20 protein-coding genes and 2 pseudogenes are annotated in these 25876 nt (G+C 39.8%); 6 read left to right on the top strand and 16 right to left on the bottom strand.

The window, feature by feature from the left end; all coding sequences use genetic code 11:
- Positions 1-106 precede the first annotated feature (106 nt).
- The 3 genes from rarD to htpX form a co-directional block, all read right to left on the bottom strand.
- The gene (gene rarD, locus ACE1TI_RS16090) at positions 107-1033 is read right to left on the bottom strand and encodes an EamA family transporter RarD (protein ID WP_375008575.1); all 927 of its coding nucleotides are present in this window, start codon (positions 1031-1033) and stop codon (positions 107-109) included.
- Positions 1034-1162: 129 nt separating this feature from the next.
- On the bottom strand, positions 1163-1972 hold the full coding sequence (locus tag ACE1TI_RS16085; protein WP_375008574.1) for a DUF2935 domain-containing protein: 810 nt from the start codon (positions 1970-1972) through the stop codon (positions 1163-1165).
- Between the two features lie 228 nt (positions 1973-2200).
- Positions 2201-3094 carry a protease HtpX gene (gene htpX, locus ACE1TI_RS16080; RefSeq protein WP_375008573.1) on the bottom strand — a complete coding sequence of 298 codons (894 nt, stop codon included), beginning with the start codon at positions 3092-3094 and terminating at the stop codon, positions 2201-2203.
- Positions 3095-3357: 263 nt separating this feature from the next.
- On the opposite strand from htpX, the gene ACE1TI_RS16075 reads away from it, so the two are divergent.
- Entirely contained in the window at positions 3358-5313 is a 1956-nt protein-coding gene (locus ACE1TI_RS16075) for an aconitate hydratase (protein ID WP_375008572.1), read from the top strand.
- A gap of 30 nt (positions 5314-5343) precedes the next feature.
- Positions 5344-5520 carry a hypothetical protein gene (locus ACE1TI_RS16070; protein ID WP_375008571.1) on the top strand — a complete coding sequence of 59 codons (177 nt, stop codon included), beginning with the start codon at positions 5344-5346 and terminating at the stop codon, positions 5518-5520.
- Positions 5521-5585: 65 nt separating this feature from the next.
- Here the strand turns inward: ACE1TI_RS16070 and lpdA are convergent, their stop codons facing one another.
- The 8 genes and pseudogenes from lpdA to ku form a co-directional block, all read right to left on the bottom strand.
- Positions 5586-6992, bottom strand: coding sequence for a dihydrolipoyl dehydrogenase (gene lpdA / locus ACE1TI_RS16065; protein WP_375008570.1), 1407 nt, complete (start codon positions 6990-6992; stop codon positions 5586-5588).
- Between the two features lie 28 nt (positions 6993-7020).
- Positions 7021-8259 carry a dihydrolipoamide acetyltransferase family protein gene (locus ACE1TI_RS16060; protein WP_375008569.1) on the bottom strand — a complete coding sequence of 413 codons (1239 nt, stop codon included), beginning with the start codon at positions 8257-8259 and terminating at the stop codon, positions 7021-7023.
- A gap of 224 nt (positions 8260-8483) precedes the next feature.
- Positions 8484-9518 carry an alpha-ketoacid dehydrogenase subunit beta gene (locus tag ACE1TI_RS16055; RefSeq protein WP_375008568.1) on the bottom strand — a complete coding sequence of 345 codons (1035 nt, stop codon included), beginning with the start codon at positions 9516-9518 and terminating at the stop codon, positions 8484-8486.
- Positions 9519-9530: 12 nt separating this feature from the next.
- A complete protein-coding gene (locus ACE1TI_RS16050; protein ID WP_375008567.1) occupies positions 9531-10529 on the bottom strand; it encodes a thiamine pyrophosphate-dependent dehydrogenase E1 component subunit alpha in 999 nt (332 codons plus the stop codon).
- A gap of 165 nt (positions 10530-10694) precedes the next feature.
- Positions 10695-12533, bottom strand: a complete 1839-nt coding sequence (locus ACE1TI_RS16045) for a sigma-54-dependent Fis family transcriptional regulator (protein ID WP_375008589.1) — start codon at positions 12531-12533, stop codon at positions 10695-10697.
- Between the two features lie 628 nt (positions 12534-13161).
- Entirely contained in the window at positions 13162-13587 is a 426-nt protein-coding gene (locus ACE1TI_RS16040) for a CBS domain-containing protein (protein WP_375008566.1), read from the bottom strand.
- Positions 13588-13635: 48 nt separating this feature from the next.
- Positions 13636-13908: pseudogene (locus tag ACE1TI_RS16035) on the bottom strand (glucose starvation-inducible protein B); the annotation flags it as partial.
- A 468-nt stretch (positions 13909-14376) separates the two neighbouring features.
- A complete protein-coding gene (gene ku / locus ACE1TI_RS16030) occupies positions 14377-15225 on the bottom strand; it encodes a non-homologous end joining protein Ku (protein ID WP_375008565.1) in 849 nt (282 codons plus the stop codon).
- Positions 15226-15336: 111 nt separating this feature from the next.
- Between ku and ligD the strand changes: the two genes are divergently transcribed.
- Positions 15337-17160: a DNA ligase D gene (gene ligD / locus ACE1TI_RS16025; protein ID WP_375008564.1), complete on the top strand. Its 1824-nt coding sequence runs from the start codon at positions 15337-15339 to the stop codon at positions 17158-17160.
- Between the two features lie 11 nt (positions 17161-17171).
- Positions 17172-17807, top strand: coding sequence for a uracil-DNA glycosylase (locus tag ACE1TI_RS16020; RefSeq protein ID WP_375008563.1), 636 nt, complete (start codon positions 17172-17174; stop codon positions 17805-17807).
- Positions 17808-17967: 160 nt separating this feature from the next.
- Here ACE1TI_RS16020 and ACE1TI_RS16015 read toward each other — a convergent pair whose 3' ends face one another.
- The 4 genes from ACE1TI_RS16015 to tlp form a co-directional block, all read right to left on the bottom strand.
- Positions 17968-19482 carry a flotillin family protein gene (locus ACE1TI_RS16015; protein ID WP_375008562.1) on the bottom strand — a complete coding sequence of 505 codons (1515 nt, stop codon included), beginning with the start codon at positions 19480-19482 and terminating at the stop codon, positions 17968-17970.
- Positions 19483-19591: 109 nt separating this feature from the next.
- Positions 19592-20134 carry a sodium:calcium antiporter gene (locus tag ACE1TI_RS16010; protein WP_375008561.1) on the bottom strand — a complete coding sequence of 181 codons (543 nt, stop codon included), beginning with the start codon at positions 20132-20134 and terminating at the stop codon, positions 19592-19594.
- A complete protein-coding gene (locus ACE1TI_RS16005) occupies positions 20115-20585 on the bottom strand; it encodes a hypothetical protein (protein ID WP_375008560.1) in 471 nt (156 codons plus the stop codon). Before ACE1TI_RS16005 ends, ACE1TI_RS16010 begins: the two co-directional genes overlap by 20 nt.
- Before the next feature lie 609 nt (positions 20586-21194).
- Positions 21195-21428: a small acid-soluble spore protein Tlp gene (tlp, locus tag ACE1TI_RS16000; protein ID WP_375008559.1), complete on the bottom strand. Its 234-nt coding sequence runs from the start codon at positions 21426-21428 to the stop codon at positions 21195-21197.
- A 244-nt stretch (positions 21429-21672) separates the two neighbouring features.
- Between tlp and ACE1TI_RS15995 the strand changes: the two genes are divergently transcribed.
- Positions 21673-23103, top strand: coding sequence for an alanine/glycine:cation symporter family protein (locus ACE1TI_RS15995; protein WP_375008588.1), 1431 nt, complete (start codon positions 21673-21675; stop codon positions 23101-23103).
- A gap of 49 nt (positions 23104-23152) precedes the next feature.
- Here the strand turns inward: ACE1TI_RS15995 and ACE1TI_RS15990 are convergent.
- Positions 23153-23795: pseudogene (locus ACE1TI_RS15990) on the bottom strand (zinc-binding dehydrogenase); the annotation flags it as partial.
- 282 nt (positions 23796-24077) lie between these two features.
- On the opposite strand from ACE1TI_RS15990, the gene ACE1TI_RS15985 reads away from it, so the two are divergent.
- Positions 24078-25784: an N-acetylmuramoyl-L-alanine amidase gene (locus ACE1TI_RS15985; RefSeq protein ID WP_375008558.1), complete on the top strand. Its 1707-nt coding sequence runs from the start codon at positions 24078-24080 to the stop codon at positions 25782-25784.
- Positions 25785-25876: the final 92 nt, after the last annotated feature.

The following is a 25876-nucleotide window of genomic DNA, read 5'->3' as shown; positions in this document are numbered from 1 at the left end:
AGAAATATATTTCAGCAGCTGTTTCCATGTTTGAACCTCCTCTTTTTCACTCAATTAATAATACGAAGAAAGAAACAGGGAGGTTTTAATTTACTGGCAACTTTACCTACACTGCTTTTCGTTCAGAAAGTTTCTCTTTTCTGATTTTCATCGTTGTCTTTGAGCGTGAAACGGTAAAAATGGTAAGGCCAATCCACACAATAATAAAAGAGATCAGCTGTTGGAAGCTAAATGGTTCGTGAAAGCGAAACACCCCTAAAATGAGCATAATAGTCGGGGCAAAGTATTGAAGAAAGCCAATTAAAGAAAACGAAATACGTTTAGCACCTGCTGCAAACAATAATAACGGAATTGCCGTTGCTGCTCCTGCACCTATCAACAACAAAGCCGTTTCCACGCTGCCATAAAAAATAGGTGTCTTCGCATCTCTTATTAAAAAAAGAAACAGTAAAGCAAACGGCGTCATAAGCGCTGTCTCAATGGTTAAACCAGCCCATGCTCCAACCACTGCCGTTTTTTTAATCAAACCATATATTCCAAAGGATAAAGCAAGAGCAAGCGCTGCCCATGGAATGTAGCCATAATGAAATGTTAATAAAACAACACCTGCTGCAGCGAGTATAAATGCTAGTCCTTCTGCTCTTGATAATTTTTCTTTTAAAAAGAGAGTGGCAAGCAATATATTAATAAGAGGATTAATATAATAACCTAAACTAACTTCGATCACACGGTCACTGTTAACCGCAAAGATAAAAATAAACCAATTTAAACTGATAAATATAGCTGCTAATGTTATTGCTATACCTGACTTTTTTGAAGAAAAGGTTTCCCGTATTTCTTTCCATACTCCTTTTAAGCGGCCCATCAAAAATAAGACAATGACCATAAAACCGACCGACCATATAATTCTGTGGGCGAGCACCTCTTCTGACGGCACATGACCAACCAGCTTCCAATATAATGGAAGGAAGCCCCAGAATAAGTAGGCAAGACTAGCTGCAGTGACTCCCCACGCCTGTTCTTTCTCCTCCATCTCTCTCCCTCTATTCTTTCTATATTTTAATTTCGAGTGCCTATATTTTACTCCACGAAGAAAACAATTTCCAGGAAGTTGTCAGCAGAAAGGGCAAAAAAACCTCCCTAATAAAGGGAGGAAAAATGATTATGATTCTACTCTTGGTTTAGCCGGATCACAATCTGGTTTCTGCGTATGTGCAGATTCAGCAACTTTCATTAAATAGTAGCATTCTTCTCTTGCCATATGGTCGGCCATGAGAGGAGTCAGCGTGCCAAGCATTTCTTTTGTCAATCCCATTTCTTCTAACTCTTGTAAAAAGCAGCGGAAAATATGAAGCTCTAAACTGACTTCATGATTCATGCGCTGCAGGGCCGGAAAGTTGTCTACGTTTGAACGCAAATACCCCGCCATTTCCACTGCTTTTAAGTAAAAATGATCAAAATCTTTTTCAAACATCATCGACCGCTCTTTCAATGCTGTTTCTACTTTATCCAAAGAGTCTGCAATTGCCCCCGCATGACCAGCCGCATCTATAAGCCAGACAAGGTGATAATGAAGCGGATGGCAAATTGGTGGTACTTCTTTTTTCATTAAAAATTCGAGAATACGCAAATACTCTTCTACTTCATTTACCATATGATTAATAAATGTAGGGGTCAGCTCAATTTTAATTTTTCCTGTCAGCTGGGTACGAATAATTTGCAGCTTTAAAAAACGAATATCTTTGGCAGCCTGTTGTGCATAAGCGGTTAATTCTTCTAAAGAATAACTGTTCGAACTAGCCCTTGCTCGTTCAAGCAGCTGGTCAAATAAATCAGCATATCCTTGTGCTGCAGCAATGTAATCTCTCTCGGATGGTGCAAGTGTATCATGAATGAACCGGGCATGATCTCCAAGAATCTGAAGCCAAAATAAGTGCTCTTCGCGTGCAGCCCTTTCCCAATTATTTTTCAATGAAGGCCCTCCTTCATAATAATGATCCTTTTTAAAATATGAATTAAAGGCCTGTACAAAGAACAATAAAAAATTTTTGATAAGGGCCCTGCAACTTTTAAGGTGCTCCTCTTCAGACTGCCATGATGATATCAACCATAAAAAAAGATAACCTAGATCTGATGAAAGATTAGGCTATTCTTATAATACGAAGGGGCTGTCTAAAATCAATGAGACAGCCCCTCTTCTTTATCTTTCCTGCAAACGTTTAATACGTTCTTCTAGTGGCGGATGCGATGAAAACAGCATAGCCATGGAAGATTTATTATTTATCTTTAACGTTTGCATGGAGGTTTGACTATTATCAACTTTATTCACATGTGCTTGAAGGGCCCGCAAAGCATGCGTCATCTTATCTTTACCAGCTAAATCTGCTCCTCCGCGGTCAGCGTGATATTCTCTATATCTGGAGAATCCCATAACTGCTATGCTTCCAAGAATAGAAAATAAAATTTGAAATACAATAATAGCGCCAAAGTGTACAAACACTCGCATCGCATCATTTTGCACAAAGCGGGAAACGATAGCTGCAGCAATACGTGCAAAGAAAACGACAAATGTATTTACTACGCCTTGCAAAAGCGTCATGGTAACCATGTCACCATTCGAAACGTGAGCAACTTCATGAGCGAGCACCCCTTCCACGGCATCATCATCCATCGAATTCAACAAGCCGGTGGAAACTGCTACTAATGAACGCTTTTTAGAAGGTCCGGTCGCAAAAGCATTTACTTCTCGTGAATTGTAAATGCCTACTTCCGGCATGTGCATAAGCCCTGCACTTCTTGAGAGACGATGAACTTTTTCAACCAGCTCACGCTCTGCCCCTGTGCTGTTACCAGGATCAATAACACGAACGCCCATCATCTTTTTAGCCATGAATCTTGATAATGCTAGCGAAATAAAGGAACCTGAGAAACCAATCACTGCACTAATTATAAAGAGAGCAAGATAATTTATGCCGCCGCCAGCTGTGTACGTAGAAATATCTACTCCAGCCATACGCAAGACCGTAAACACAATCGTAATTGTAGTAATAACGAGAATGTTGGTTAAGATAAATAGTAAAATTCTTCTGCCCAATCAGATTTCCTCCATTCTTGTTTGTATTTTATCACTACGTTTATACGAATAATTAAAGACAACGTTTCATTAATTTATTATAACATTTCTTGTTTGTTTTTACATTTAGTAAAACTCCGCTTAATGGAAACCACCCAAAGAAGCATCTATAAGAATTCCCGCCAGGGCAAAAACTATTTTATCGTTTATACCGTCCTTGCAAAAGGAATAGGTAAATAACACCAAATATGCTGTTTTAATTTCTTAGAAGGAGGAACACTTTCATGGCTTTAAATGTCTCCCAAAAGCTGATAAATGAACACTTGGTTTCAGGTAAATTAACCCCTGGAGAAGAAATCGGTCTTTCTATCGATCAAACGTTAACACAAGATGCCACAGGTACAATGGTGATGCTTGAGCTAGAAGCAATGGAAATTGAACGAGCTAAAACAGAGGCTTCTGCTCAGTATGTAGATCACAACGTTATACAAGAAGACAGCAAAAACCCTGACGATCACCTATTTTTAGAAAGTGCCGCTAAACGGTTCGGTCTTCATTTCAGCAGACCAGGCAACGGTGTCAGTCACCCCGTCCATATGCAGAGACTTGCCAAACCAGGACGAACACTACTCGGTTCTGACAGTCATACCTGTGCAAACGGATGTATGGGAATGCTTGCTATGGGTGCTGGCGGTATTGATGTAGCAATGGCAATTGCTGGTGAACCTTTTTACGTAAAAATGCCGCAAATCTGGGGAATAAAGCTCACTGGAAAACTACCAGACTGGGTAAGTGCAAAAGATATCATCTTAGAGCTTCTTCGACGTCATGACGTTAAAGGCGGAGTAGGGAAAATCATGGAATATTACGGCCCAGGTCTTAAAGAACTAGGCGCAATGGATCGTCACGTTATTGCTAATATGGGTGCGGAACTTGGGGCAACTGCAAGTATATTTCCTTCAGATAAAGAAATCAAACGCTTCCTTAAAAGCCAGGGGCGTGAAGAAGACTGGTTCGAATTAACAGCCGACAAAGGAGCATCTTATGATATCGATGAAGAGGTTAATCTGTCTGAACTAATTCCGTTAATTGCAAAACCCTCCAGTCCAGGAAATGTAGTTCCGATTGACGAAGTAGCCGGGGAAGAAATTTACCAGTCCTATGTTGGATCTTCTGCTAATCCAGGTTATCGGGATTTCGCTGTGGCAGCTGAGATTGTAAAAGGACAGCAAATTGCAAGCGGTGTATCTTTTGATATCAACCCTACATCGAGACAAATGCTAACGGACTTAGTGGAAAACGGACATATTGCCAGCTTGTTATCTTCTGGTGCCAGACTTCACCAGGCAGGCTGTAACGGCTGCATAGGAATGGGGCAGGCACCGGCCACCGGCAGAAACAGTTTGCGTACGACGCCTCGTAACTTTCCTGGGCGTTCCGGGACTAGAGAAGACAGTGTATTTCTTTGCAGTCCCGAGGTAGCTGCAGCTTCTGCTTTAAAAGGAAAAATTACTGATCCCCGCACCCTTGATATGAAATATCCAAATGTAAAAGACCCAGATAAACCAACAGTTGATTTTCGTCTTTTAGAAGAGCCTCTGCCCCTGGGAGAAGAAAAAAAAACCGAATTGCATAAGGGGCCTAATATTGCCTCTCTACCTGATATGGAACCACTTCCTGATGAAATAGAAGTGCCAGTTCTTTTGAAAGTAGGAGACAACTTCTCTACAGACGAAATATTAGCTGGAGGAGCCCGGGTTCTTCCGTACCGAAGTAATTTACCTGAGATCAGTAAATTCGCTTTCGAGATCTTAGATGAAGATTATTACAACCGCTCCCTTAGTTTGAAAGAAAAATCCGGTCACGCTATTATAGGCGGATCCAACTACGGGCAAGGGTCGAGTCGCGAACACGCCGCACTTGCGCCTCGTTATTTAGGTCTTCGCGTTGTCTTTGTAAAAGATTTTGCACGGATCCATTGGCAAAACCTTGTAAACTTCGGTATTCTTCCGCTGACGTTTGCTAACGAAGACGATTACAACCAGATTGAGCCAGGCGACATGATTGTAATGAAAAACTTAAGAGAAAGTATCAAAAAAGGAAACGAACTTACTGCTTCTCTTAAAGATAAAAATAAAGAAATCAAGGTGCTTCATGCATTATCTGACCGTCAAGTGGACATCATGTTAACAGGCGGCCTTATTAACTGGGTCAAAGACAAACAGGTAAAAAATGCATAGATTAGTACTCCCTTAAAGGAGAGAACAGCAATGGACTTACACCAAAATGTATGTAAAGCATGTGATGGCACAGGTCTTTTGATGGATGATGAGCAATGGAAGTATTCTTGCAGTGTTTGCGGAGGCGATGGCGTGCTGCAAGTAGGGGAGAATCCTGAACCGGATACGACTTTTGAAGTAGATGAAAACAACAGGACGTTAGAATAAGCACACCGCAGCTGGTTATATATCGCAGCCAGCTGCGGTGTTTTCAATGAAGGATTCATCATTTTTTACATGATATGAACAGGTTTTCCAATAGCTTTTTCTCCTGCTTCCATGATAGTCTCTCCAAAAGTAGGATGAGCGTGTACAGTCAGGGATACATCTTCTGCTGTCAATCCAGCTTGAATACTAACGGTAAGTTCATTAATCAATTCAGATGCACTTGGACCGGCTGTTTCTGCTCCGAGAATCGTCCCGTCTTCGTTATTAATAATTAATCGAACCAGCCCGTCTTCTTCTCTAGTTGTCATGGCTCTTCCGTTTGCTGTAAACGGAAATGAAATGGCTTCAACATCAAACCCTTTTTCTTCTGCTTGGCATTCTGTAAGGCCAACAGAAGCTAATTGCGGCTCTGAAAATACAATGGCCGGAATATGATAATCCGTAAAGTCATTTCTTTCTCCGTTAATGGCTTCTGCTGCAATTTTTCCTTGTAAAGAGGCTTTATGTGCTAAAGCTAGCCCTTCGGTTAAATCCCCAATAGCATAAATATGTTTTTTATTTGTTTGACATTGCTCGTTTACAGGAATAAATCCTTTATCATCACATGTTATTCCTGCATTCTGCAATTCCAGCATATCGCTGTTTGGTTTCCTTCCTACCGTTACCAGTAAGTAGTCACCATCTAATAAATGCTTTGTTTCATTGGCAGAAACTGTGACCTGTACTCCTTCATGGTTTTCTACTGCTTCTTCGACTGCAGTATTTGTCATTACCGTTACATCCGGGCGCTCGTTCAAGTTATTATATACAATATCAGCTATATCTTCAGAGAAACCGGGCAGGATCCTTTTTGCAGCTTCAATAATTGTTACTTCTACTCCAAAGTTAGAAAGCATCGTACCAAGTTCAATCCCAATATACCCTCCCCCAACAATATTGATCTTTTGCGGCATTTCCTCCAAATTGAGAACTTCATCCGAACATATAATTTTGTCCCCTTTTTCTATACCAGGAATTTCGACCGGACGTGACCCTGCTGCAATAATACATGACTGAAAATTCACCTTGAATTCATTTTGTTCGTTTTTAATAAGAACGGTATTTTCATTTATAAAAGACACTTTTCCTTTAGCTATGGTTACATTATTTGCTTTTAAGAGGCCGCTCACTCCGTCTGTAAGTTTTTTAACAATACTGTTTTTCCAGGACTGTAATTCTCTAACATTCAATGCTGGTTTGGTAAAATGAATTCCCATTTTGTTAGATGTTTTCGGTATTTTGTATTTATGACCAGCTTCTATTAAAGCTTTTGATGGTATACACCCTGCATTTAAACAAACACCACCTAATTCACTTTTATCTGCAATCATCACTTTTTTGCCAAGCTGGGCAGCTCTAATAGCTGCCACATATCCGCCTGGTCCCGCCCCTATAACTAATGTTTCCACGTTTGATACATTCTCTGTTCCCACGGTTTCCCTCCTATTCTCTACGCCCTGACTATAGTAAAAGCTGATATGGCTTTTCTAATAATGAAGCGATATCATTTAAGAAACGGCTCGCCGGTTCTCCATCCACAGCCCGGTGATCAAATGTTAGACTAAGCGGTAAATACTGCCGAGGTACGGCTGTTCCGTTTTCGAACACTGCCGTTTCCTGCGACGAGCCAATCCCAAGAATACCTGTTTCAGGAGGGTTTAAAATAGGAGTGAAAAATTCAACCCCGGCAGCTCCCAGATTGGTTATAGTAAAGGTGGAACCTTTCATTTCATCTGTTGTTAACTCACCTTGTCTAGCTTTACTGCTTAACGATTGGATTTTATTATTTAATTCCAAGACCGTTTTATTATTGACTCCTTTAAGAACTGGAACAACCAGTCCATCATCTAATGAGGCGGCTATTCCTATATGAATAGAGTGATATGAAGTGATGGTATTGTCTTCAAACGTGGAATTCATATAAGAATGCGTTTTTAAAGCCTCTGTCACTGCCTTTGTAATAAAAGCAGTTAACGTTAGCTTTATTTCATGGCCGGTTTCTTCTAACTCATTGCGTATTTGTTTGTGCAAACGAAGAAGTTCAGTTATATCCGCTTTCTTCATTATAGTAAGTTGAGCACTTTGTTGAAGGCTGTTATGCATACGTTCCGCAATCACTTTCCGCATACCTTTTACCGTCTGTGCCAACGATTCTTCTTTTATAGAAGGGACATCGTTATTCGTCGATTTTTTTTCCTTTATAAAAGCTTGTTCCGCCTGTTTTTCAACATCTTGTTTTGTGATTCTTCCATTTGGACCCGTGCCAGTCAGATTTTCTAACGGAATTCCTTTCGCTTTTGCTAGTTTTTTGGCTGCCGGTGATATTTTAATGGACTTTTTCACGGCTTGAGCAGCAGGTGGCTCTGGAACAGCTGTGGATGCTGCGACCTGTGAAGCTGTGTTATTTCCAGTATCTTGAACATTTGCATCTGATGTCGGTCTTTCACTTTCTACTGATTCTCCTTTTTCCCCGATATAACCTACTGGACTTCCTACTTTTACTACATCATCTTCTTTTGCGGTAACTTCGATTAAATAGCCTTCTGCTGGAGCTTCAACCTCATTCGTTATTTTGTCAGAGCTGATCGTTACAATCGGTTCTCCTTTTTTTACTGGGTCGTCTTTACTTTTTAACCATTCCACTACGGTTCCTTCTTCCATACTCATTCCGAACTTAGGCATCACTATTTGTTCTGCCATACAGTCTCACCCCTTTTTTATATATGTAGAGGACTTGTCTTTTTCTAAGAAAAGCGAAAGCGCCCTGGTCAGCCTCGACAAGTAAATGTTCTCCAGGCAATAAAGGCGCTCTTTGCCTTTAATGACTGGAGGTTATTTAACCCCGAGAGGCTGGGCGCTGAAGCTAGACATCAAAGCACAAAATTTATATACATTATAAAATAAGACAGGTCCTCTCTCTGTTTTTACATAGCTACGATGGAGTCATCATCTATTAACTCAGAAACCACTTCTATTACTCTTTCCGGTGTTGGTAAATATTCATCTTCTAGAACCGGAGAAAACGGAACAGGACAGTGAGGAGCAGTGATCATCTTAATGGGGGCATCAAGATAATCAAACCCTTTGTCAGCTACCATGGCAGATATGTCAGTGGCAGCATTGCACCTAGGATTTGCTTCATCTATAACAATAAGCCTGCTCGTCTTCATCACTGACTGCAAAATAGTTTCTTCGTCAAGCGGTGACAAACTGCGCGGATCTACAACCTCTGTCTCTATTCCTTTTTTGGCTAACTGATCAGCAGCTTGCAGTGCCGTATGAACCTGTTTTCCTATTGCTACTAGTGTGATATCCTCTCCCTGCCGTTTAATGTCAGCTTTTCCAATTGGAATAGAATAGTAATCTTCCTCTACTTCTCCTTTCGTGTTGTATAACGTTTTATCTTCAAAAAATACGACTAAATCATCGTCTTCAATAGCAGCGATCAGCATTCCTTTTGCATCAGCAGGAGTAGACGGTACTACTACTTTCACTCCTGGAATAGCAGTAAACATACCATACAAGCTTTGCGAATGCTGTGCTGCTGCTCTAAAGCCTGCTCCGTGCATCGTTCTTATTGTTAATGGAATTTTAGCTTTACCGCCAAACATGTAACGAAGTTTTGCGCCCTGATTCATGACTTCATCCAAGCAGCTTCCTATAAAATCGTTAAACATAAGTTCTGCTATTGGACGCATCCCCGTTGCAGCAGTACTTACAGCCGCTCCTACGTATCCTGCTTCTGCTATTGGGGTATCAAGCACCCGTTCTTTTCCAAACTCTTTAATCAGCCCCTTCGTAACACCCATTACACCGCCCCAGGCGTCTTCGTTCTGTAAATGATCAACTTCAGCTCCGCCAGCGACATCTTCACCTAATATAATGACATCCTCATTCTTTCGCATAGCCTGTTTCAACGCTTCATTTAACGCATCAGAAAATGTAATAACTCTCCCCATTTTTACCCCTCCTTATTCTTTATAAGAAACGTAAACATCTGTAGTCAGCTCTTTTACTTCTGGCATTGGGCTTTCCTCTGCAAAGGAAACCGCATCTTTTATTTCTTCTTGTACATTTTCATCAACCGTATGAAGATCATCTTCACTTGCCAAGCCATTCTTCAGCACATACTGACGAAAACGTATAATCGCATCCAATTCCGTTAAGTGCTCCTCTTTTTCTTTTTCCGTTTTATATGTTTGTGCATCGCCTTCAAAATGACCATAATTTCTGTAAGTTTTACATTCAATGAGAGATGGTCCTTTGCCAGCGCGTGCTCTTGAAATTGCTCTTTCTGCTGCTTCATATACTGCCACCGTATCTTTTCCGTCGACTGTTTCTCCTGGGATGCCGTAAGAAACTGCACGATCAGCAATATTTTCACAGCTCGAACCATATTCAAATGGAGTGGCTTCTGCATATCCATTGTTTTCAGCTACAAAAACAACCGGCAAATCCCAAATAGCAGCCATGTTAATTCCCTCGTGGAATGTACCATGATTATTTGCACCGTCCCCAAAAAAGCAGACGGCTACAGCTCCCGTTTTCTTTAATTTCGCTGTTAATGCTGCTCCAGTGGCAAGCGGGAATCCTCCTCCAACAATTCCATTTGCACCAAGCATTCCTTTTTCTACATCGGCAATGTGCATAGATCCGCCTTTTCCCCGGCACAAACCAGTAGCTTTTCCATACAATTCTGCCATCATTCCTTTTAAATCACAGCCTTTTGCAATACAATGGCCATGTCCTCGATGGGTGCTTGTTATGCTGTCTTTATCATCAAGATGTGCACATACGCCAACTGCCACCGCTTCTTCTCCAGCGTATAAATGTACAAAACCTGGAAGTACCCCTTTACTGAATGTTTCGTGCACCTGATCTTCAAATCTGCGAATTTCGGCCATCTTTTGATACATCCATTTTGCTTTTTCTGATGTTAGGTTCGTTTGCTGAACTTCAAAGACACCCATATATAAACCCTCCTTCAATTTTCTACACTTATATATTTGCAAAAACCATGCCAAAAAAAACGATTACATTAAAGCGTTTTAAAGGTCAATTTCTATTCTTTGTCTACATGGAACTGAGACAAAATAAGACTTTGTCTCAATTTTTCTCATTTTGTCTCAAATACACTAGAGTTTATATTTTTTAATTTTTCGATAGAAGGTACTTCTTGGAATATTTAATAATTTTGCAGCTTGGGCGGCTTTCCCGCCAGTTTGCTGCAACACTTTTTTTATTGTATTTTTTTCTATTTCTTCTCGATACGTGAAAGATTGGTCTACCTCTATGTTTTTCTCTAGGAGGGAAGCAGAAGTAAGGAGCGACTGAAGTTCAGCTACAGACGGTAAGCAGTCCGTATATATCGTTTGTATTCTTTCCAGCACATTGAATAATTCACGGATATTCCCAGGCCATGAGTAGCTCTTCATAATTTCCAACAGCTCATTTGGCCATTCTTTTGGACCGTTTGTTTTTTCGCAAAAATATTGAATGAAAAAAGGTATGTCACTGGACCTCTTTCGTAATGAAGGAAGTTCAATCGGGAATACAAATAAACGATAAAACAAATCTTCTCTCACGCTGCCTTCTTTAACTAACTTTCGGAGGTCTTTGTTGGTTGCAGTAATCAAACGAAAATTTACGGAGATACTCTTGTCTCCTCCTACCGGTACCACTTGTTTTTCTTGTAGAGTACGTAAAAGAGCTATTTGCATAGATGAGGGAATTTCCCCGATTTCATCTAAAAACAGGGTTCCGCCTTCCGCTTGTTTAATTTTTCCTTCTTTACCGTTTCTGCGTGCGCCGGTAAACGCCCCGTCTGTATATCCAAACAATTCACTTTCTAATAGATTTTCAGGTATTGCACCGCAGTTGACCTCTATAAAAGGACCTTCTTTGCGTGGACTATTTTGATGAATCGCATGAGCTAACATTTCTTTTCCTGTCCCTGTTTCTCCGTGTAGATGCACAGCCACATCGGTTGGCGAGGCTTTTCTCGCTTCTTCTAGTACATTTTGGAATACGAGGCTTTTACCTTTTACTCCTGGATATTCAAAAGGAGCACGAAAAGTTGTGATAGCAGGTTTTTTATTTGATTGGGTGGATTTTTCTTTTACATGAAGGAGATATCCAATAACGTCTTGTGTGTTTTTTGACAACACTGATTTTTTTGTAATACTGAAAATGTTTAGAGAGGCAAGATTTTCTAGAGTCATTCCGTGCTGCACAGAAAAATTTTTTAGAGCTGAGTGGATATAAATGATCTTATTTTTACGGTTGCATAGTATGAAAGGAACTGAGACGGCAGAGGTTTCCAGTGCGTAAGATAATAATTCTACTTCTTCGTCTTTTATCTGCTTTTGCCATTTGTGTTCGATCGCGTACGCCGCAGCGACTACTGTTCCCAGAATATGGTTATATGTTTCTTTTCTGAATGGACTGGAAATATCTATTACTCCAAGAAGCTCGCCTTCCTCATCATAGATTGGGGAAGCAGAACAGCTCCAATTTTGAGAAGCAACGGAGTAATGTTCCACTCCAGTAACCGTAATAGGTTCTGAGGTTCTAATGGCTGTGCCAATTGCGTTGGTTCCTACTTCTTCTTCTGTCCATTTTATTCCTTCGGTAAAGTTTATGTCCTTTGCGGTCCGATAGGCAGAAGAATTTCCCATCATACGAAGCACATAACCATCTCGATCGGCAAGTAATAAAACGACATTTAATTGTTCATACATTTTAGCAAGATTTTTTAGAAAGGGCATTGCTACTTGAATCAAGCGCGAATTCTTCTGTTTTCTATCTTCTAACTCTTTTCCATCTAATAGCAGCACTCCTTTTCCGTCATAAGGATCGACTCCGGATTGACGACAATGATACCAGGATTCTGCAATTCTTTTTTCCATCCTGGAAGTATCAAGCGTGCCTTCTAGAACAAAGCGCTTCCACGTCTCCCGTTTCAGCTGCTCCATTGCCACCTCGCTCACCTCTTTCTAAAAATTTAAAAATTAATCTGCTGGTTATTTGAAAATTATAAACTATTACTTTTCTTTAACATTTTTCACTTGATACTTCTGATACTTCGTTACAAACATTAAAAACACCTGCGGTTCGTTTAAATTTATCAATTTCCCTTTGTTCAAAAACATAGAAAGGCCAAGGAGGGAGCATAAAACCCGGAGAAGGAGAAAGAAATGCAAAACGGTAAAGGCAGGGATTTGACGACAGAAGCTGGAGAAAGCGAGTCGGAATGGTAATCAAAGATGGCGTTTGAAGACCGAAGTCGGAGGAAGATAGACAATGCCGTGATAAAGTAAGGATATTGAACTCCCAGTTCCTTGCACGACAAAGGTTTATATCTATTTCAGCTGCACCTTCCTTAAAAAAATTTAAATGGAAATTCCTATATAGAAAATACAAAATCATGCAAAACAGCCGGTCGTTATTCATTTTCACGACCGGCTTTTCGCTATCCACGGGCTTGAGACGGTTCCTCTTGCATTCTTTTACATTGTTTGATATAAAGGAAATCAAAGTATCCATAAAGGGATCATTCATTAGCGTGGGTTTTCTTGTCTTTATGGATGCTGTTAATTTAATTTATGATGGATGCGGTTTAGATATCTCACTTAGAGCGTTTCCAGCTGCTTGGTCTGCACCTTTCGAAACGGCCAGATCACCAATGGAAACAACACCTTTAACTTTTTGATCTTCGGTAATGACTAACCGCTGAATTTGATGGTCCTGCATGAGCCTGGAGGCTTCGTCCACAGACATGTCGGGGTAACCAGTTATTACTTTTTCCTGCATAATATTCTCGGCTTTAAGCTTATTTGGCTGGACTTCTTTTGCAAGTCCATCTATGACAATGTCCCGATCTGTTATGCAGCCAACTAAATGATCGTCGTTGACAATTGGAAGAAATCCAATTTCATTTTCTTTCATCTTTTTAGCCAACGTATAGAGATCATCAGAGGGGTTGCAGTATTCCGCAAAGTTTGTCATGTGCTCTTTAATAGTTTGCATAAAAACCTCTCCTTTCTTTATGAGGCTTTTCATACAGGTTGAATACTATTTTCTCCGTTGTCTGCTGCGAGCTTCGCCGCCTTTTTGGCCTATATCTTCATAAAATTCTTCGCCGTGTTCTTCTGAAGTAGTCTCTCCACCTTTTTGACCGATGTCTTGATAGAATTCTTTGTCATGCTCACTAGATGTGGTTTCTCCGCCTTTTTGACCGATGTCTTGATAGAACTCTCTATCATGCTGCTTAGCTGTTGTTTCTCCGCCTTTACGACCTGCTTCTTCAAAACTCATTTTACGATTATCTCTTTTTGCTATTTTTGCCATCTCCTTTCAAAATTGTGATTGTTTTTATGATGTTACATTTTTATAAATTAACAGATTCACGCAAAACGAAACGTTGAATTTTATAATTTATCCCAAATCAAGACTTATGCCCTAAAATTGGAAATTGACGGTATGTTCTTGTTATATTTCTGTAATCGTTTGATGACAGTGGTCCTAGCATTTTTAGTGGTTTTGCAGCCAGCAAGCAAGGAAGACTAAAGCCTGCAGAACAAAAGTGCAAGCGCCCTGATCAGCCTCGACAGGTAAATGTTCTCCTTCACTAAAGTCTCTCTTTGCCTTTAATGACTAGAGGTTATTTAACCCCGAGAGGCTGGGCGCTGAAGCTAGACGCGGATCAAATATGAAGATAGTTATCCACAACTTGTAAAAACATAATTTCCTAAACAATTAAAAAACTTGGCAGTCTGCCAAGTTTTAGCGTACCGATTATGCATTTGTCCGAAACTCCTATGTGGCTTTTTTCTTCGGAGATGTTTGTCTTTTTTTGTTGGCCGGCGCTTTCTTTGTCTTTTTACCAGTTGTTTTCTTATTTTTGTCAACAGAAGCCTGCAGAGCTTCCATTAAATCTGTAACATTGTCTCTTCTTGGTTCATCCTTTGCTGTAACTACTTCTTCTCCTTTTTCTTTTGCTTCTATGAGGTCCAGCAGTTTTTGACGGTATTCATCCTCATATTTCTCCGGTTCAAATGAAGCCGTCAACTGATCAATAAGCAATGTTGCCGTCTCCAACTCTTTTTCGGCAACATTTTCAGCCTCCGGAACATTTGGAACATCGGCCGCATCTCTTATTTCATCAGGGTAATGGAGCGTTTCCATAAGAAGCGTGTTGTTATATACGCGTAATAAAGCTAATTGTTCTTTGGAACGTATCATAATTTTAGCTACCCCGACTTTTTTCGAATCTTCAAGAGCTTTTCTTAAAAGGGAATATGCTTTTGATCCTCCTTCATTTGGTCCAAGATAATAGCTGCGGTTAAAATAAATCGGGTCAATTTCATCTATATTAATAAAATCCAGTATTTCTACGGCTTTTTCATGTGTTTCTTTTCGAAGGGAGTCGATTTCTTCCTGACTTATAACGACAAATCCTCCATTTGTTGTCTCATACCCTTTCACCAGGTCTTCTTTTTCTACTTTTTCTTCACAGACAGGGCAAACTTTTTCATATCGTATCGGGGTCTTACATTTCTCATGAAGCGTTCGAAATGAAACGTCTTTGTCTTCTGTTGCTGCATGCATTTTAATAGGAATACTTACGAGGCCAAATTGTATGCTTCCTTTCCACATCGTATGCATGTCCATTCCCTCCTTTTATCTATAGGTGCTTTTCTTTATATTGTGCATGAGGGAAGCGCTTCTCATTCATACTAAATGTCATACTGAACGAAGAAGGGAAAGAATGGTTTAATGGCATGGATGAAACCTTCACGCACAAATAAAATACCAATAGGGAAGAATTGGCACTATGAAATCAAATATGATGGTTACCGTGCCCGTTTATCTTGGAATGGAAAAGAGCTTTCACTGATCAGTAAAAATGGTCATTCGTTAGAACACAGATTTCCTGAGGTAGTGGATACTGCTAAACATTTTTTTCCAACAGATATCACTATAGAACTCGATGGGGAGCTTACAGTTCTAGAAAATCCAGGCAGAGCTGATTTTTATTCCCTGCAAAGCCGCCATCGTATGCGAGCAGAGTATGCCATTCAAAAAGAAGCTGAAAGACGGCCAGTTTGTTTTCTGGCGTTTGACTGCTTGAGCATAAACGGAGAAAAACTTTTAGAGAGAGAATGGATCGAACGGAAAAACAAATTAAAAGAGTGGATGGGCACCGTTGAACTCCCTTTAACGCCTGATCCTCATAATATAAGACGGGTACAACTCATTCCATCTTTTCAAGAATTTTCTATGATTGAAGAAGAAGTTCAAACCTGCCTAAGTGAAGGAGTGGTAGCTAAAAATATTACTTCTGTCTATGAAAAGGGGCGGACGAATCAATGGCTGAAATTTAAGACTCCTTTTATCGTGACCTGTTTTATTACGGCATATGACCCTGCTAATGATTATTTTCAATTGAGTGTTTATAATGAGGAAGAGATACTGCCAATAGGGAAATGTGCACATGGTTTTTCAAGGGATGAAAAAGAAGCAGTTATAGCAACAATTAAACAAAATGGCGAGTGGGATGCAGGAAACAAAAAGTATCATATCGATCCTTCTATTGTAGTCGAAACAACATACACTACAAGAAAAGACAAAGAATTACGCGAACCTCGTTTCTCTCAGCTTCTTTTACAAACACCCGTTTCTAAGTGCACCAAAAACCGCCTTTATCTTTCTGACCTGCGTTTTCCGCAAACAGTCAATATTACCCACCCCGATAAACCGCTATGGCCTGAAAAAGGCGTGAAAAAGAAACATTTCCTTCACTACGTACGATATGCAGCTCCTTATATTCTTCCTTTTTTAAAAGATCGTCCTTTAACAGTCATTCGTTATCCTCATGGAATGTTGGAAGAAGGATTTTTTCAAAAGGATTGCCCGGATTATGCTCCTGAATTTGTGGAGACCACAGATCTTGACGATAACCATTTTATTTTATGTAATAAGGTAGAGACTCTTTTATGGTTGGCTAATCAGCTTGCTTTAGAATGGCATGTACCATTTCAGCGGTATCATACAACATACGTTGATGAGATTGTTTTTGACCTCGATCCGCCGGACCCGAATTATTTTCATCTTGCTATCGAAGGTGCTTTGTTATTGAAAGAGCTGTGCGATAAATTTCAGTTGTTTTCATTTGTAAAATTTTCAGGGAACAAAGGTCTGCAGGTTTATATTCCATTGCCTGAAAATGCATATACATGGAGCGATACCAATCAAATAACAACAGCATTTGGAGCTTTTTTAACCAAAAAACATCCGAAGCTTTTTACCCAAGAGCGGTTAAAAAAGAAACGCGGCAGAAAACTTTATATAGACGTGCCTCAGCATAGAGAGGGCAAAACAATCATTGCTCCATATTCGTTAAGAGGAAAAGCAGATCCCTTAATAGCATGTCCGCTTTACTGGGAAGAAGTGTCATCTTCTCTCGACCGTAAACGTTTTACGATGGATTACGTACTAGAAAGATTAATAATAAATGGCTGCCCATTCAAAAAAATGGAAGAAGTCAAGAGAGATCAGCCGTTGGATTATCTGCTCAGTATCCTTGAAGATAAAAACTAGAGGAGTAACTTATGTTATCGGAACAACTTATTCAACAATGCCAAAAACGAATAGAGCCTTATCCTTGTGAAGGATTTGTTTACGGAAAAGGCCCGCAAAATCCTTCTGTCATGTTTGTAGGGGAAGCTCCCGGGGAGACAGAAATAAATAATGGCATTCCTTTTAGCGGAAGAGCCGGACAGTATTTTAATCAATATATCGAATATCTCGGTTTATCACGAAATGATATTTACATTACAAGTGCAGTTCGCAGCCGCCCATATAAATGGGGAACGCCCCGTGGAAAGGAACCTCGTAAATATAACCGTACCCCTAACCAAAAAGAAATTGCAGCCCATGCTCCGATTCTTGATGCCGAAATTGAACTGACCAGGCCTTCCATTATTGTTCCGATGGGACGCATTGCTTATTGGCGTCTGTTAGGGAAATCCCCTCGAATGGAAAAAGTCACTGGAATTCCTGTAGAGACCTCCATCCGTTATTTGGATGATTGGGAAAGCAATGCGTACCGATTTTCCTCAAAAACCTACACCATTCTACCCATTTATCATCCGGCAGCTGTGTTATATAGACGCAGTTTAGAAACCGACATATATAAGCATTTAGATGAGCTAAAAAAAATTATAAATCGACTTACTTCGAAATGAAGGGAGTCGATTTTTTTGGGTTCAGTGCTTTTCGCTGATACATTTTGAAATTTGGATCGAATTTACAAATTTTTTGCCGGTTTCGACAATTTTTTCGCTTATAACAAGCCCGTTTCCGCTGATAAATAAAAGGTGCCCTTCATTTACGGGCACCTTTTTTTCATTTATTCCTATCTGAACTTGTGTTCTCGTTCTCAGAATCTTCTACTTCATTATCTTCCTCTGTCGTTTTTATTTCTTCATTGGGTTCCCTGGTTGCTGCTACTCCATGGTCATATGTTTCCTCTGAACCAAAATTATTGACGTTTCCCCGAGAAACATAGCTTTCTAACATAGCCTTCAAATCCATACCTGTTGTTTCCTTTAAAGACTCTTGAATGCCTAGCATCGTTGAAGTGACATTATTGGCTACTTTTGACGATCCACCTTGAGAATGACTTCCACCCATATCGATGACTTTCATATCTTTAATTTGAGAAATCGGTGCAGAAACTTTCTCTGCATAATCAGGCAGCACATTTAACAGCATTTCCACTATCGCAGCTTCTCCGTATTGCTCCATTGCTTTTGCCATACGCTCTTTTGATTCAGCTTCCGCGATACCACGCTGGCGTATCACTTCTGCTTCAGATTCCCCTTTTATACGCTCTTTGTCTGCTTCGGCTTGTGCTTTTTTCGTTGTTTCGTAAGCTTCGGCATTAGCGATAGAACGGCGCCGTTTATTTTCCTCTTCTTCTAGCTCTACGGCTCGTTGTCTTTCTATGTATTGGACTTTGAGTTCTTCTTCTTTCACCTGCTGAGCTAATCTTTGTTTTTCTAACTCTCCGGCTTGATCTGCATTTGCTTCCGCCCGGTTTGTTTCTTTTTGGAATTCAGCTTCTTTAATATCTTTTTCTTTTTTGGATGCGGCAATAGCTGTTAAGCGGCGGTTTTCTTCATCTTGTGCTTCCTGATCATTTTTTGCCTGGTAAATACGTGTTTCTTTCTTTGCATCCGATTCTGCCATATTCGCCTTTTTCTGTACATTGGCAATGTGAGGGCGCCCCAATGCATCAATATAGCCGTTCTCTTTATCAACATCTTCAACATCATTTAAGGCAAAAGACGTGATTTCAAAACCCATCCCTTTCAAATCCGCTTCGGCAATTTTCTTTACTTGTGTATTGACTTCTTTAAAGTCATTGTAGATCTTTTCAATAGGAAGAGATGCAATAATGGAACGCAGATGACCATTTAACACATCATTCAATTCCGATTCTCGCTCATTTTGTTTTTTCCCTAAAAATTTCTCCGCAAAGTTTGCCATGATCTCGAGCTCGCTGCCTATACTGATGACAGCCGTACTATTCACACGTACAGGAATACCTTCTTTCGTATATGCCTTCTCTGAGTCAACTTGCAGCTGGAAAGATGTTAAATCAATCGGCGTTGCCGTTTGGAACATACGCAGACGATATCCGCCGCCGCGAATGATTTTCACCGAACGCCCATTTTGATCTTCAAACACATTTTTCTCTTTTTCGGGATCTCCTAAATTTGGACCGGTGACAATAAGTGCTTCATTAGAACTCGCTGTTTTGTAACGGATACGAAAAATAAAAAATGTCACCATTCCCGCTACGAGGGCCAAGAAAATAAGAATAAATAAAATAATCATAAATAAACCTTCAACCATCTCTACTCCTCCTTAATCATATTTACAAAATAATAATTAGCGTTTGCTCTACTATCTAACGATTGGAAAGAGATGACGTTTCAATTATATTTTAATTTGATTACAATTTTTAATTAAAAATCACATAAATTGCAAAAGCAAGGTACCCCAGAACAATGATAGCAGAAGGGAAAACATAGGTGAGCGTATTTTTTGTACGATCTCTCTTTAATATCAGCAAAACAGAGGTTGTCAGAACAAAACCGGCTGCTGCTTTTAAAATGTGCTGATCATCTGCATCAGCCCATATACTACCCGGCCGGTAAAAAATATCACTAAGAGGAATACTAAATACATTAAATAAGTTACTTCCTAAAATCGTACCTATAGCCAGGTTAATATTTACTGCTTTCAAAGCAATGAATACACTTACTGCGTCTGGAAAAGATGTAGTCAAAGCTATAAGAAAACTTCCAACTACTGTTGCACTTATTCCAGTGTTTTCAGACATGGCGTCACCAGACAACGTCAAAGTGATCCCAGCACCCAAAATCACGATTGCAAATACAGCAAAGCGAATACCTGCTTTTTTTGCAGACATTCCGCTCTTTTTTTCATAAACCTTAGAAGTTTGTTCTTTCTGTTGTAAATCTTTATGGTGGATTTTTGACACCAGCCCAAGCCCTCCAAAATAAACGATAATAATAACAATACTGGCCAAACTTAAATTTCCAAATTCCATCTCTACGTTTATCGTAAGAGATACAGCTGCTGCTATTTACACAAAGAATGAGAGCAATAATTCCTGTGTACACATGATTATCAGAGACCCCTAGAAACAGTCTTTTTTTACGAAAATAAAGATCGAGTAAAAACAAAACGAATATATTAAATAGAATGCTTCCGATTCCATTACCAACGGCAATATCTGCGTTTCCAATAACTGCAGCTGAAAGAGTAGATGTTAACTCGGGAAGAGAGGTGGCTACAGCAAGCAAAATGGTCCCTGCCAGCATACCGCCGAGCTTGGTTTGTTTACTTATTATATCGGCATAAGTTATAACTGTATTGCTGCAAAAAAAGAGACTATTGCCGCAGCGATAAATAATAAAATAGACATTCATGAAGCTCCTTCCTGCTGAGACTTGCCTCTTCCTAGTACCCTTCTTACTTTTGGAAATAACCTTAAAATAACAAAAGCGCAAGCCCCTGATCAGCCGCGACAGGTTCTGGACCTTCCTCAGGAGGTCATCCTGATGACCGGAGGAGGAAGAGAAGAAACCCCGAGCGGCTGGAGCTAGACTCGGCTAATCCAATAAGGTGAGTTACCATACATCAATAGCTTTATAATTTCCTAAAGCACGAAAAAACCACCTAAGAGAATGATCTCCTTAAGTGGCAGAAATTTTATTATTTGGAACAGGAAGTGTTTTTCCTATTAAAAATTTACTCCAGGGATACAGCTTTTGAAATAAAAATGGAACCTGCACTCTATTACAAAATGAATAACAGCGACCGCAAACAGGTGAGTGCTCTTCCAAAATACTTCATTTATAATTTTTGACTGTTTCAAAGTTAGCAACCCCTTGAATTGATGAGGCAGATGTTATATAAGCTAACTTCTATCCTAGATGACATAGGACTACTAAGGATTACTACTATGAAAAGAGTTAAAAAGACCTACAGGCATAAAGGTGAATCACACTCTTTATGCCTGCCTTTAAGTCTTACTATTAGTGGTTCTGCTGATCATTTACTTCATCTTTGATTTCTTCGCGCATGCCTTCTATCGCTCTTTCACGACGTTGGTTTTTCTCTTCAATTTGCTGTTTTTCTTCTTGACTCAGCTCTTCAGAGTGCGCTTTTTCAAAATCTCTCGCCTCATTCATATTTTGCAGCGTGTGCCCAATATTGTTTTCAATTCTTTCTGCGTTGTTAGAACGATCATCTGGTTTAGCCAAATTCATTCCTCCTTTTTCGTTTGGTTTAGTATGCCTCAGAAAAAGGAAGGGTATGAGAAGAAAAGTGTGAAAAAATTTGTTTTCACTTATTCGAAAATTATAAACCTTTTTGTTAAAATAACTTTTGTGCAAAAATTTTTATAACCTCAGTAAGTATAAGCAACAGAGGACCTTACATTTTGATTCCCCTCTTCATATTCATTTCAAACTAAACTTTTTAAGGAGTGATTTTTTGGAAACTTGGCTGACTATGGATACGTGGCTCGGTGATATTGTTGATGTAAGTAATGAAATTTTATGGACGTACCTTCTTGTTGGATTATTATTGTTTTTAGGTGTATTTTTTACAGTTAAAACACGCTTTGTGCAGTTTAGAATGATAAAAGAAATGATTGTTCTTTTATTTCAAGGAACCGACCGAACCGATTTTAAAAAGAAAAAAGGAACTACTCCATTTCAAGCGTTCACAATTAGTACTGCGGCTCGAGTTGGGACCGGAAACTTAGCAGGGGTTGCATTAGCTATAACAGCTGGAGGACCCGGAGCCATTTTCTGGATGTGGATGATTGCCTTGGTCGGAGCAGCTACTGGTTTTGTAGAAAGTACGCTTGCCCAAATGTATAAGGTGAAAGATAAAGACGGATTCCGGGGCGGGCCTGCTTACTATATGGAAAAAGCCCTTGGCATGCGCTGGATGGGTATTCTATTCGCAATCCTTATTACATTATGCTTTGGTTTAATATTTAACGGTGTACAATCCAATACAATTTCCCAGGCCTTTACTGGCGCTTATGATATCCAGCCGTTTTGGATTGGTATAACTATTGCCATTTTGATAGGTATTATCGTTTTTGGAGGCATACGGCGCATTGCCGTTGTTTCAGAATTTGTCGTTCCGTTTTTTGCTATAATTTATATCCTTGTCTCCTTAGTGGTTATGTTAATAAATATTGGAGCTTTACCTGAAGTTATTTCTCTTATTATTAGTAATGCATTTGGGTTACAAGAGATTGCCGGCGGCGGTTTAGGAGCTGCAATTATGAACGGGGTGCAGCGCGGTCTATTTTCTAATGAAGCCGGTATGGGTAGTGCTCCTAACGCTGCTGCTACCGCTCATGTTAGTCACCCGGTTAAGCAAGGGCTGGTTCAAACCCTCGGAGTATTTACAGACACACTAATTATTTGCAGTTCCACCGCATTTATTATTATTTTAGCCGGTGGACATACATCGGGTGAATCAGATGGAATACAATTGACACAGCTTGCCTTAAATACTCATCTAGGAGGCTGGGCTCAAATTTTCGTTACAATCGCTATATTCTTTTTTGCATTTAGTTCACTGCTTGGAAATTATTATTACGGTGAAGCCAATATTGAATTCATTTCTGAAAATCCCGCTTATATTCAAGCGTTCCGGGTTGCTTTTTTAATCATGGTTATCGTTGGTGCGATGAGTGAATTAGAAATCATATGGGCACTGGCTGATGTATTCATGGGCTCTATGGCTTTAGTTAACCTTATTGCAGTCGCTCTACTTACTAAAATAGCCGTATCTGCTCTAGATGATTATCAACAGCAAAGACGCTTAGGAAAGGATCCTGTTTTCTATAAAGACAGCATCCCAGGTTTAAATAACATCGAAGCTTGGGACAAAAAGCCGAAGCGTTCAGAGAAGGAATAAAAATGTAAACGTAAAAAGAAGGGAAACCTTTTACGGCTTCCCTTCTCTTTTATGGTTTTAACACAACTTTTATATTGCCGTCTTCTTTTTTATCAAAGATCCTGTAAGCTTCCCCTGCTTCTGAAAGCGGCATTTTATGCGTTATAATATCTGTAGGATCAAATTCTTATTTCTCCACCATTTCATAGAGTTTTGGCATAAGGTGAATAACTGGAGCCTGTCCCATTTTCAAAGAAACATTTACGAGTGAAAAAGTTACCTATTGGAAAATTGTTAGCTTCGGTACCATAAACTCCCGTAAGCTGTACGGTTCCAAACTTACTTACAGCTTAAGAAGCAGTCACAATTGGACTTATCGTCCCAAATTGATTGTCTCCCTCCGAACCGAATTTTTTATTTGGAGGTACTATTCCATCCATGCCAACGCAGTCGATTACTACATCAGCCCCTCCTTTAGTGTTCTCATACAATAGAGCTCCCATCTCTTCGTGCTCCTTAAAGTTGTACGTTTCTACTTGGTTCGTTCGTTTAGCATGTTCTAGTCTATGAGGAACCTGGTCTACAGCAATTACTCTGTCTGCTCCTTTCATCCAAGCAAACTTTTGCGTCATTAACCCAATCGGTCCACAATCCAGTACAACTACCGTATCACCTTGCTTCACTCCGCTGTGTTCCACACTCCAATAAGAGGTCTTTTCCTTTAAAAGTGACAGCTTGCATAGTTATTCACCCTTTCAAAGTCATTTATGGACAAAATTTTTATTTACTAAACTAACTTATGACAAAATTTTTAGACTGATCAGAATCCCAGCAGCATATTCAAATTTTCGACAAAAATAGTGTTATTTTTTTCGCAATTTATTTTATTCGTGCAAAATGTCTAGTCTATAAAACTCTCACATGATATCCTAAGCACAGGAGAAATGATTGGCGGATTTTGCCTTATTTATGAACGAGAGGAGGATTTTGTCGTTTTGAGGAAAAAAATTTCATATCCAATCCTGGTAGCAGCTGCTTCCATTTCGTTTTTATCCGCAGCTAACTTAAGTCAGGCAGAGGCCTTTAATGACGTTGGAGAAGATTACTGGGCCAAAAACGAAATTTCATTTCTAGAGGAAAAAGGGATAGTAGATGGCCGCGAATCAGGTGATTTTGGTCCTGAAGAAGAGGTAGCCCGAGCTCAAGCAGCTAAAATGATGTCCAATGCTTTGAGTTCTGACAGTATACATACTCCTTCTTCCCCAACCTTCTCAGATGTAAACACAGAGTTTTGGGCATTTAAACATATTGAACGTGCTGCAGAATTAGAAGCATTCACCGGAAAAAAGGACGGCCGATTTGATCCAAATGGAAACATTGAACGAGCTCAAGTGGCAGCTATTGTCGGACGAGCTTTTTTCGGTGAGGAAGCAGAGAACAATGACGCAGAAGTAAACTTTGAAGATATTTCCGATGATTTTTGGGCTAAGGGCTACATAGCAACTTTAGCTGAACACGGGATAATTGAAGACGAAGATCATTTTAGACCAAATGAAAATGCCACAAGAGCAGAAGTATCGGCCTATTTGGCAAGAGCCATGGAGGAAGACTTAAATGACCAGGAAAAAGAAGAGCCAGTAGCTCAGCCTTCAGAAGAGGATTTAAAAGAAGATAACATCGTTTACGAAGGAGAAGTAAATGCAGACACCCCCTTGAACGCAAGAAGCGGTCCCGGGATGAGCTATGATACTGTTACAACATTTGAAAAAGGTACCACTATTGATATATATGAAGCTGATGGTGAATGGCTCAAAACAGAACATAACGGTGAATGGTTGTATGTCTATCATAGTTACATAGACAAAGCTAATGACGTTAAATCAGAAGAACCAGAGGACCCACAAGAGCCGGAAGAGTCAGAGGATTCTTCTTCCGTATCTGACAATCAAATTATTACAGAAGCAAAAGCAACTGTATCTGACTTGAATGTTAGAACGGATGCTAATCCAGATAGTGATAGAATTGGAAGTCTGGATGAAGGGGATATCGTTGATGTTTACGAACATGCTAGTGAAGACTGGGCTTTAGTAGATTATAACGGCGAGAAAGGATATGTACACCGTTATTACCTGCAAGAAAAAGAGCCGGGTGAAAGTGCTCTTACTGACAAAACCATTGTTATTGATGCGGGACATGGAGCTCATGACAGCGGCGCTTCAGCCAATGGACTTGTGGAAAAAGAAGTTGTCTTAGATGTAGCACTTGAAGTCGAAGAAAGACTGGAAGATTCTGATGTGAATGTGGTAATGACTCGCAGCGATGATACATTTCTAGAATTGAATGAAAGAGTAAATGTTGCTGAAGAAGCCGATGCCGACTCATTCGTTAGCATTCATGCAAATGCAGCCAGTCCAGCTGCTGAAGGGGCAGAAACCTTTTATAATAACGATAAAAAAGCTGTTGAAAGTCAGGCATTAGCAGAGTCTATTCAAAAAGAGCTTGTGGCTCGAACTGGTATGAGTGACAGACGAGTTGCAGAAGCAGGTTTCTACGTTATTAAAAATACGACCATGCCAAGCACTTTAATCGAATTAGGCTTCCTTACAAACACCCAGGATGCTGAACGTATGAAACAACCAAATTATGAAGAAAAAGCAGCGGATGCTGTCTATGATGGGATAGTCGAGTACTATGATTGGTAAAATAATGTATAAAGAAAGCATGGATCTTTTTGTAAAAGTCCATGCTTTTTCATTTGATGATTTATCACTCTTCGGAGGAAAGTAAATTCAAA

The sequence above is a fragment of the Alteribacillus sp. JSM 102045 genome (assembly GCF_041949975.1).
Lineage (GTDB): Bacteria > Bacillota > Bacilli > Bacillales > Marinococcaceae > Alteribacillus.
Note: the sequence above shows the minus strand (reverse complement) of the source record. Positions and strands in the feature narration are given on the sequence as shown.

What these genes read in the sequence shown, in the direction of transcription:
- rarD (WP_375008575.1), bottom strand. Translation starts at nt 1,033, where the DNA reads ATGGAGGAGAAAGAACAGGCGTGGGGAGTCACTGCAGCTAGTCTTGCC.
- ACE1TI_RS16075 (WP_375008572.1), top strand. Translation starts at nt 3,358, where the DNA reads ATGGCTTTAAATGTCTCCCAAAAGCTGATAAATGAACACTTGGTTTCA.
- ACE1TI_RS16070 (WP_375008571.1), top strand. Translation starts at nt 5,344, where the DNA reads ATGGACTTACACCAAAATGTATGTAAAGCATGTGATGGCACAGGTCTT.
- ACE1TI_RS16060 (WP_375008569.1), bottom strand. Translation starts at nt 8,259, where the DNA reads ATGGCAGAACAAATAGTGATGCCTAAGTTCGGAATGAGTATGGAAGAA.
- ACE1TI_RS16055 (WP_375008568.1), bottom strand. Translation starts at nt 9,518, where the DNA reads ATGGGGAGAGTTATTACATTTTCTGATGCGTTAAATGAAGCGTTGAAA.
- ACE1TI_RS16050 (WP_375008567.1), bottom strand. Translation starts at nt 10,529, where the DNA reads ATGGGTGTCTTTGAAGTTCAGCAAACGAACCTAACATCAGAAAAAGCA.
- ACE1TI_RS16045 (WP_375008589.1), bottom strand. Translation starts at nt 12,533, where the DNA reads ATGGAGCAGCTGAAACGGGAGACGTGGAAGCGCTTTGTTCTAGAAGGC.
- ACE1TI_RS16040 (WP_375008566.1), bottom strand. Translation starts at nt 13,587, where the DNA reads ATGCAAACTATTAAAGAGCACATGACAAACTTTGCGGAATACTGCAAC.
- ku (WP_375008565.1), bottom strand. Translation starts at nt 15,225, where the DNA reads ATGCATACGATGTGGAAAGGAAGCATACAATTTGGCCTCGTAAGTATT.
- ligD (WP_375008564.1), top strand. Translation starts at nt 15,337, where the DNA reads ATGGCATGGATGAAACCTTCACGCACAAATAAAATACCAATAGGGAAG.
- ACE1TI_RS16020 (WP_375008563.1), top strand. Translation starts at nt 17,172, where the DNA reads ATGTTATCGGAACAACTTATTCAACAATGCCAAAAACGAATAGAGCCT.
- ACE1TI_RS16015 (WP_375008562.1), bottom strand. Translation starts at nt 19,482, where the DNA reads ATGGTTGAAGGTTTATTTATGATTATTTTATTTATTCTTATTTTCTTG.
- ACE1TI_RS16005 (WP_375008560.1), bottom strand. Translation starts at nt 20,585, where the DNA reads ATGAATGTCTATTTTATTATTTATCGCTGCGGCAATAGTCTCTTTTTT.
- tlp (WP_375008559.1), bottom strand. Translation starts at nt 21,428, where the DNA reads ATGAATTTGGCTAAACCAGATGATCGTTCTAACAACGCAGAAAGAATT.
- ACE1TI_RS15995 (WP_375008588.1), top strand. Translation starts at nt 21,673, where the DNA reads ATGGATACGTGGCTCGGTGATATTGTTGATGTAAGTAATGAAATTTTA.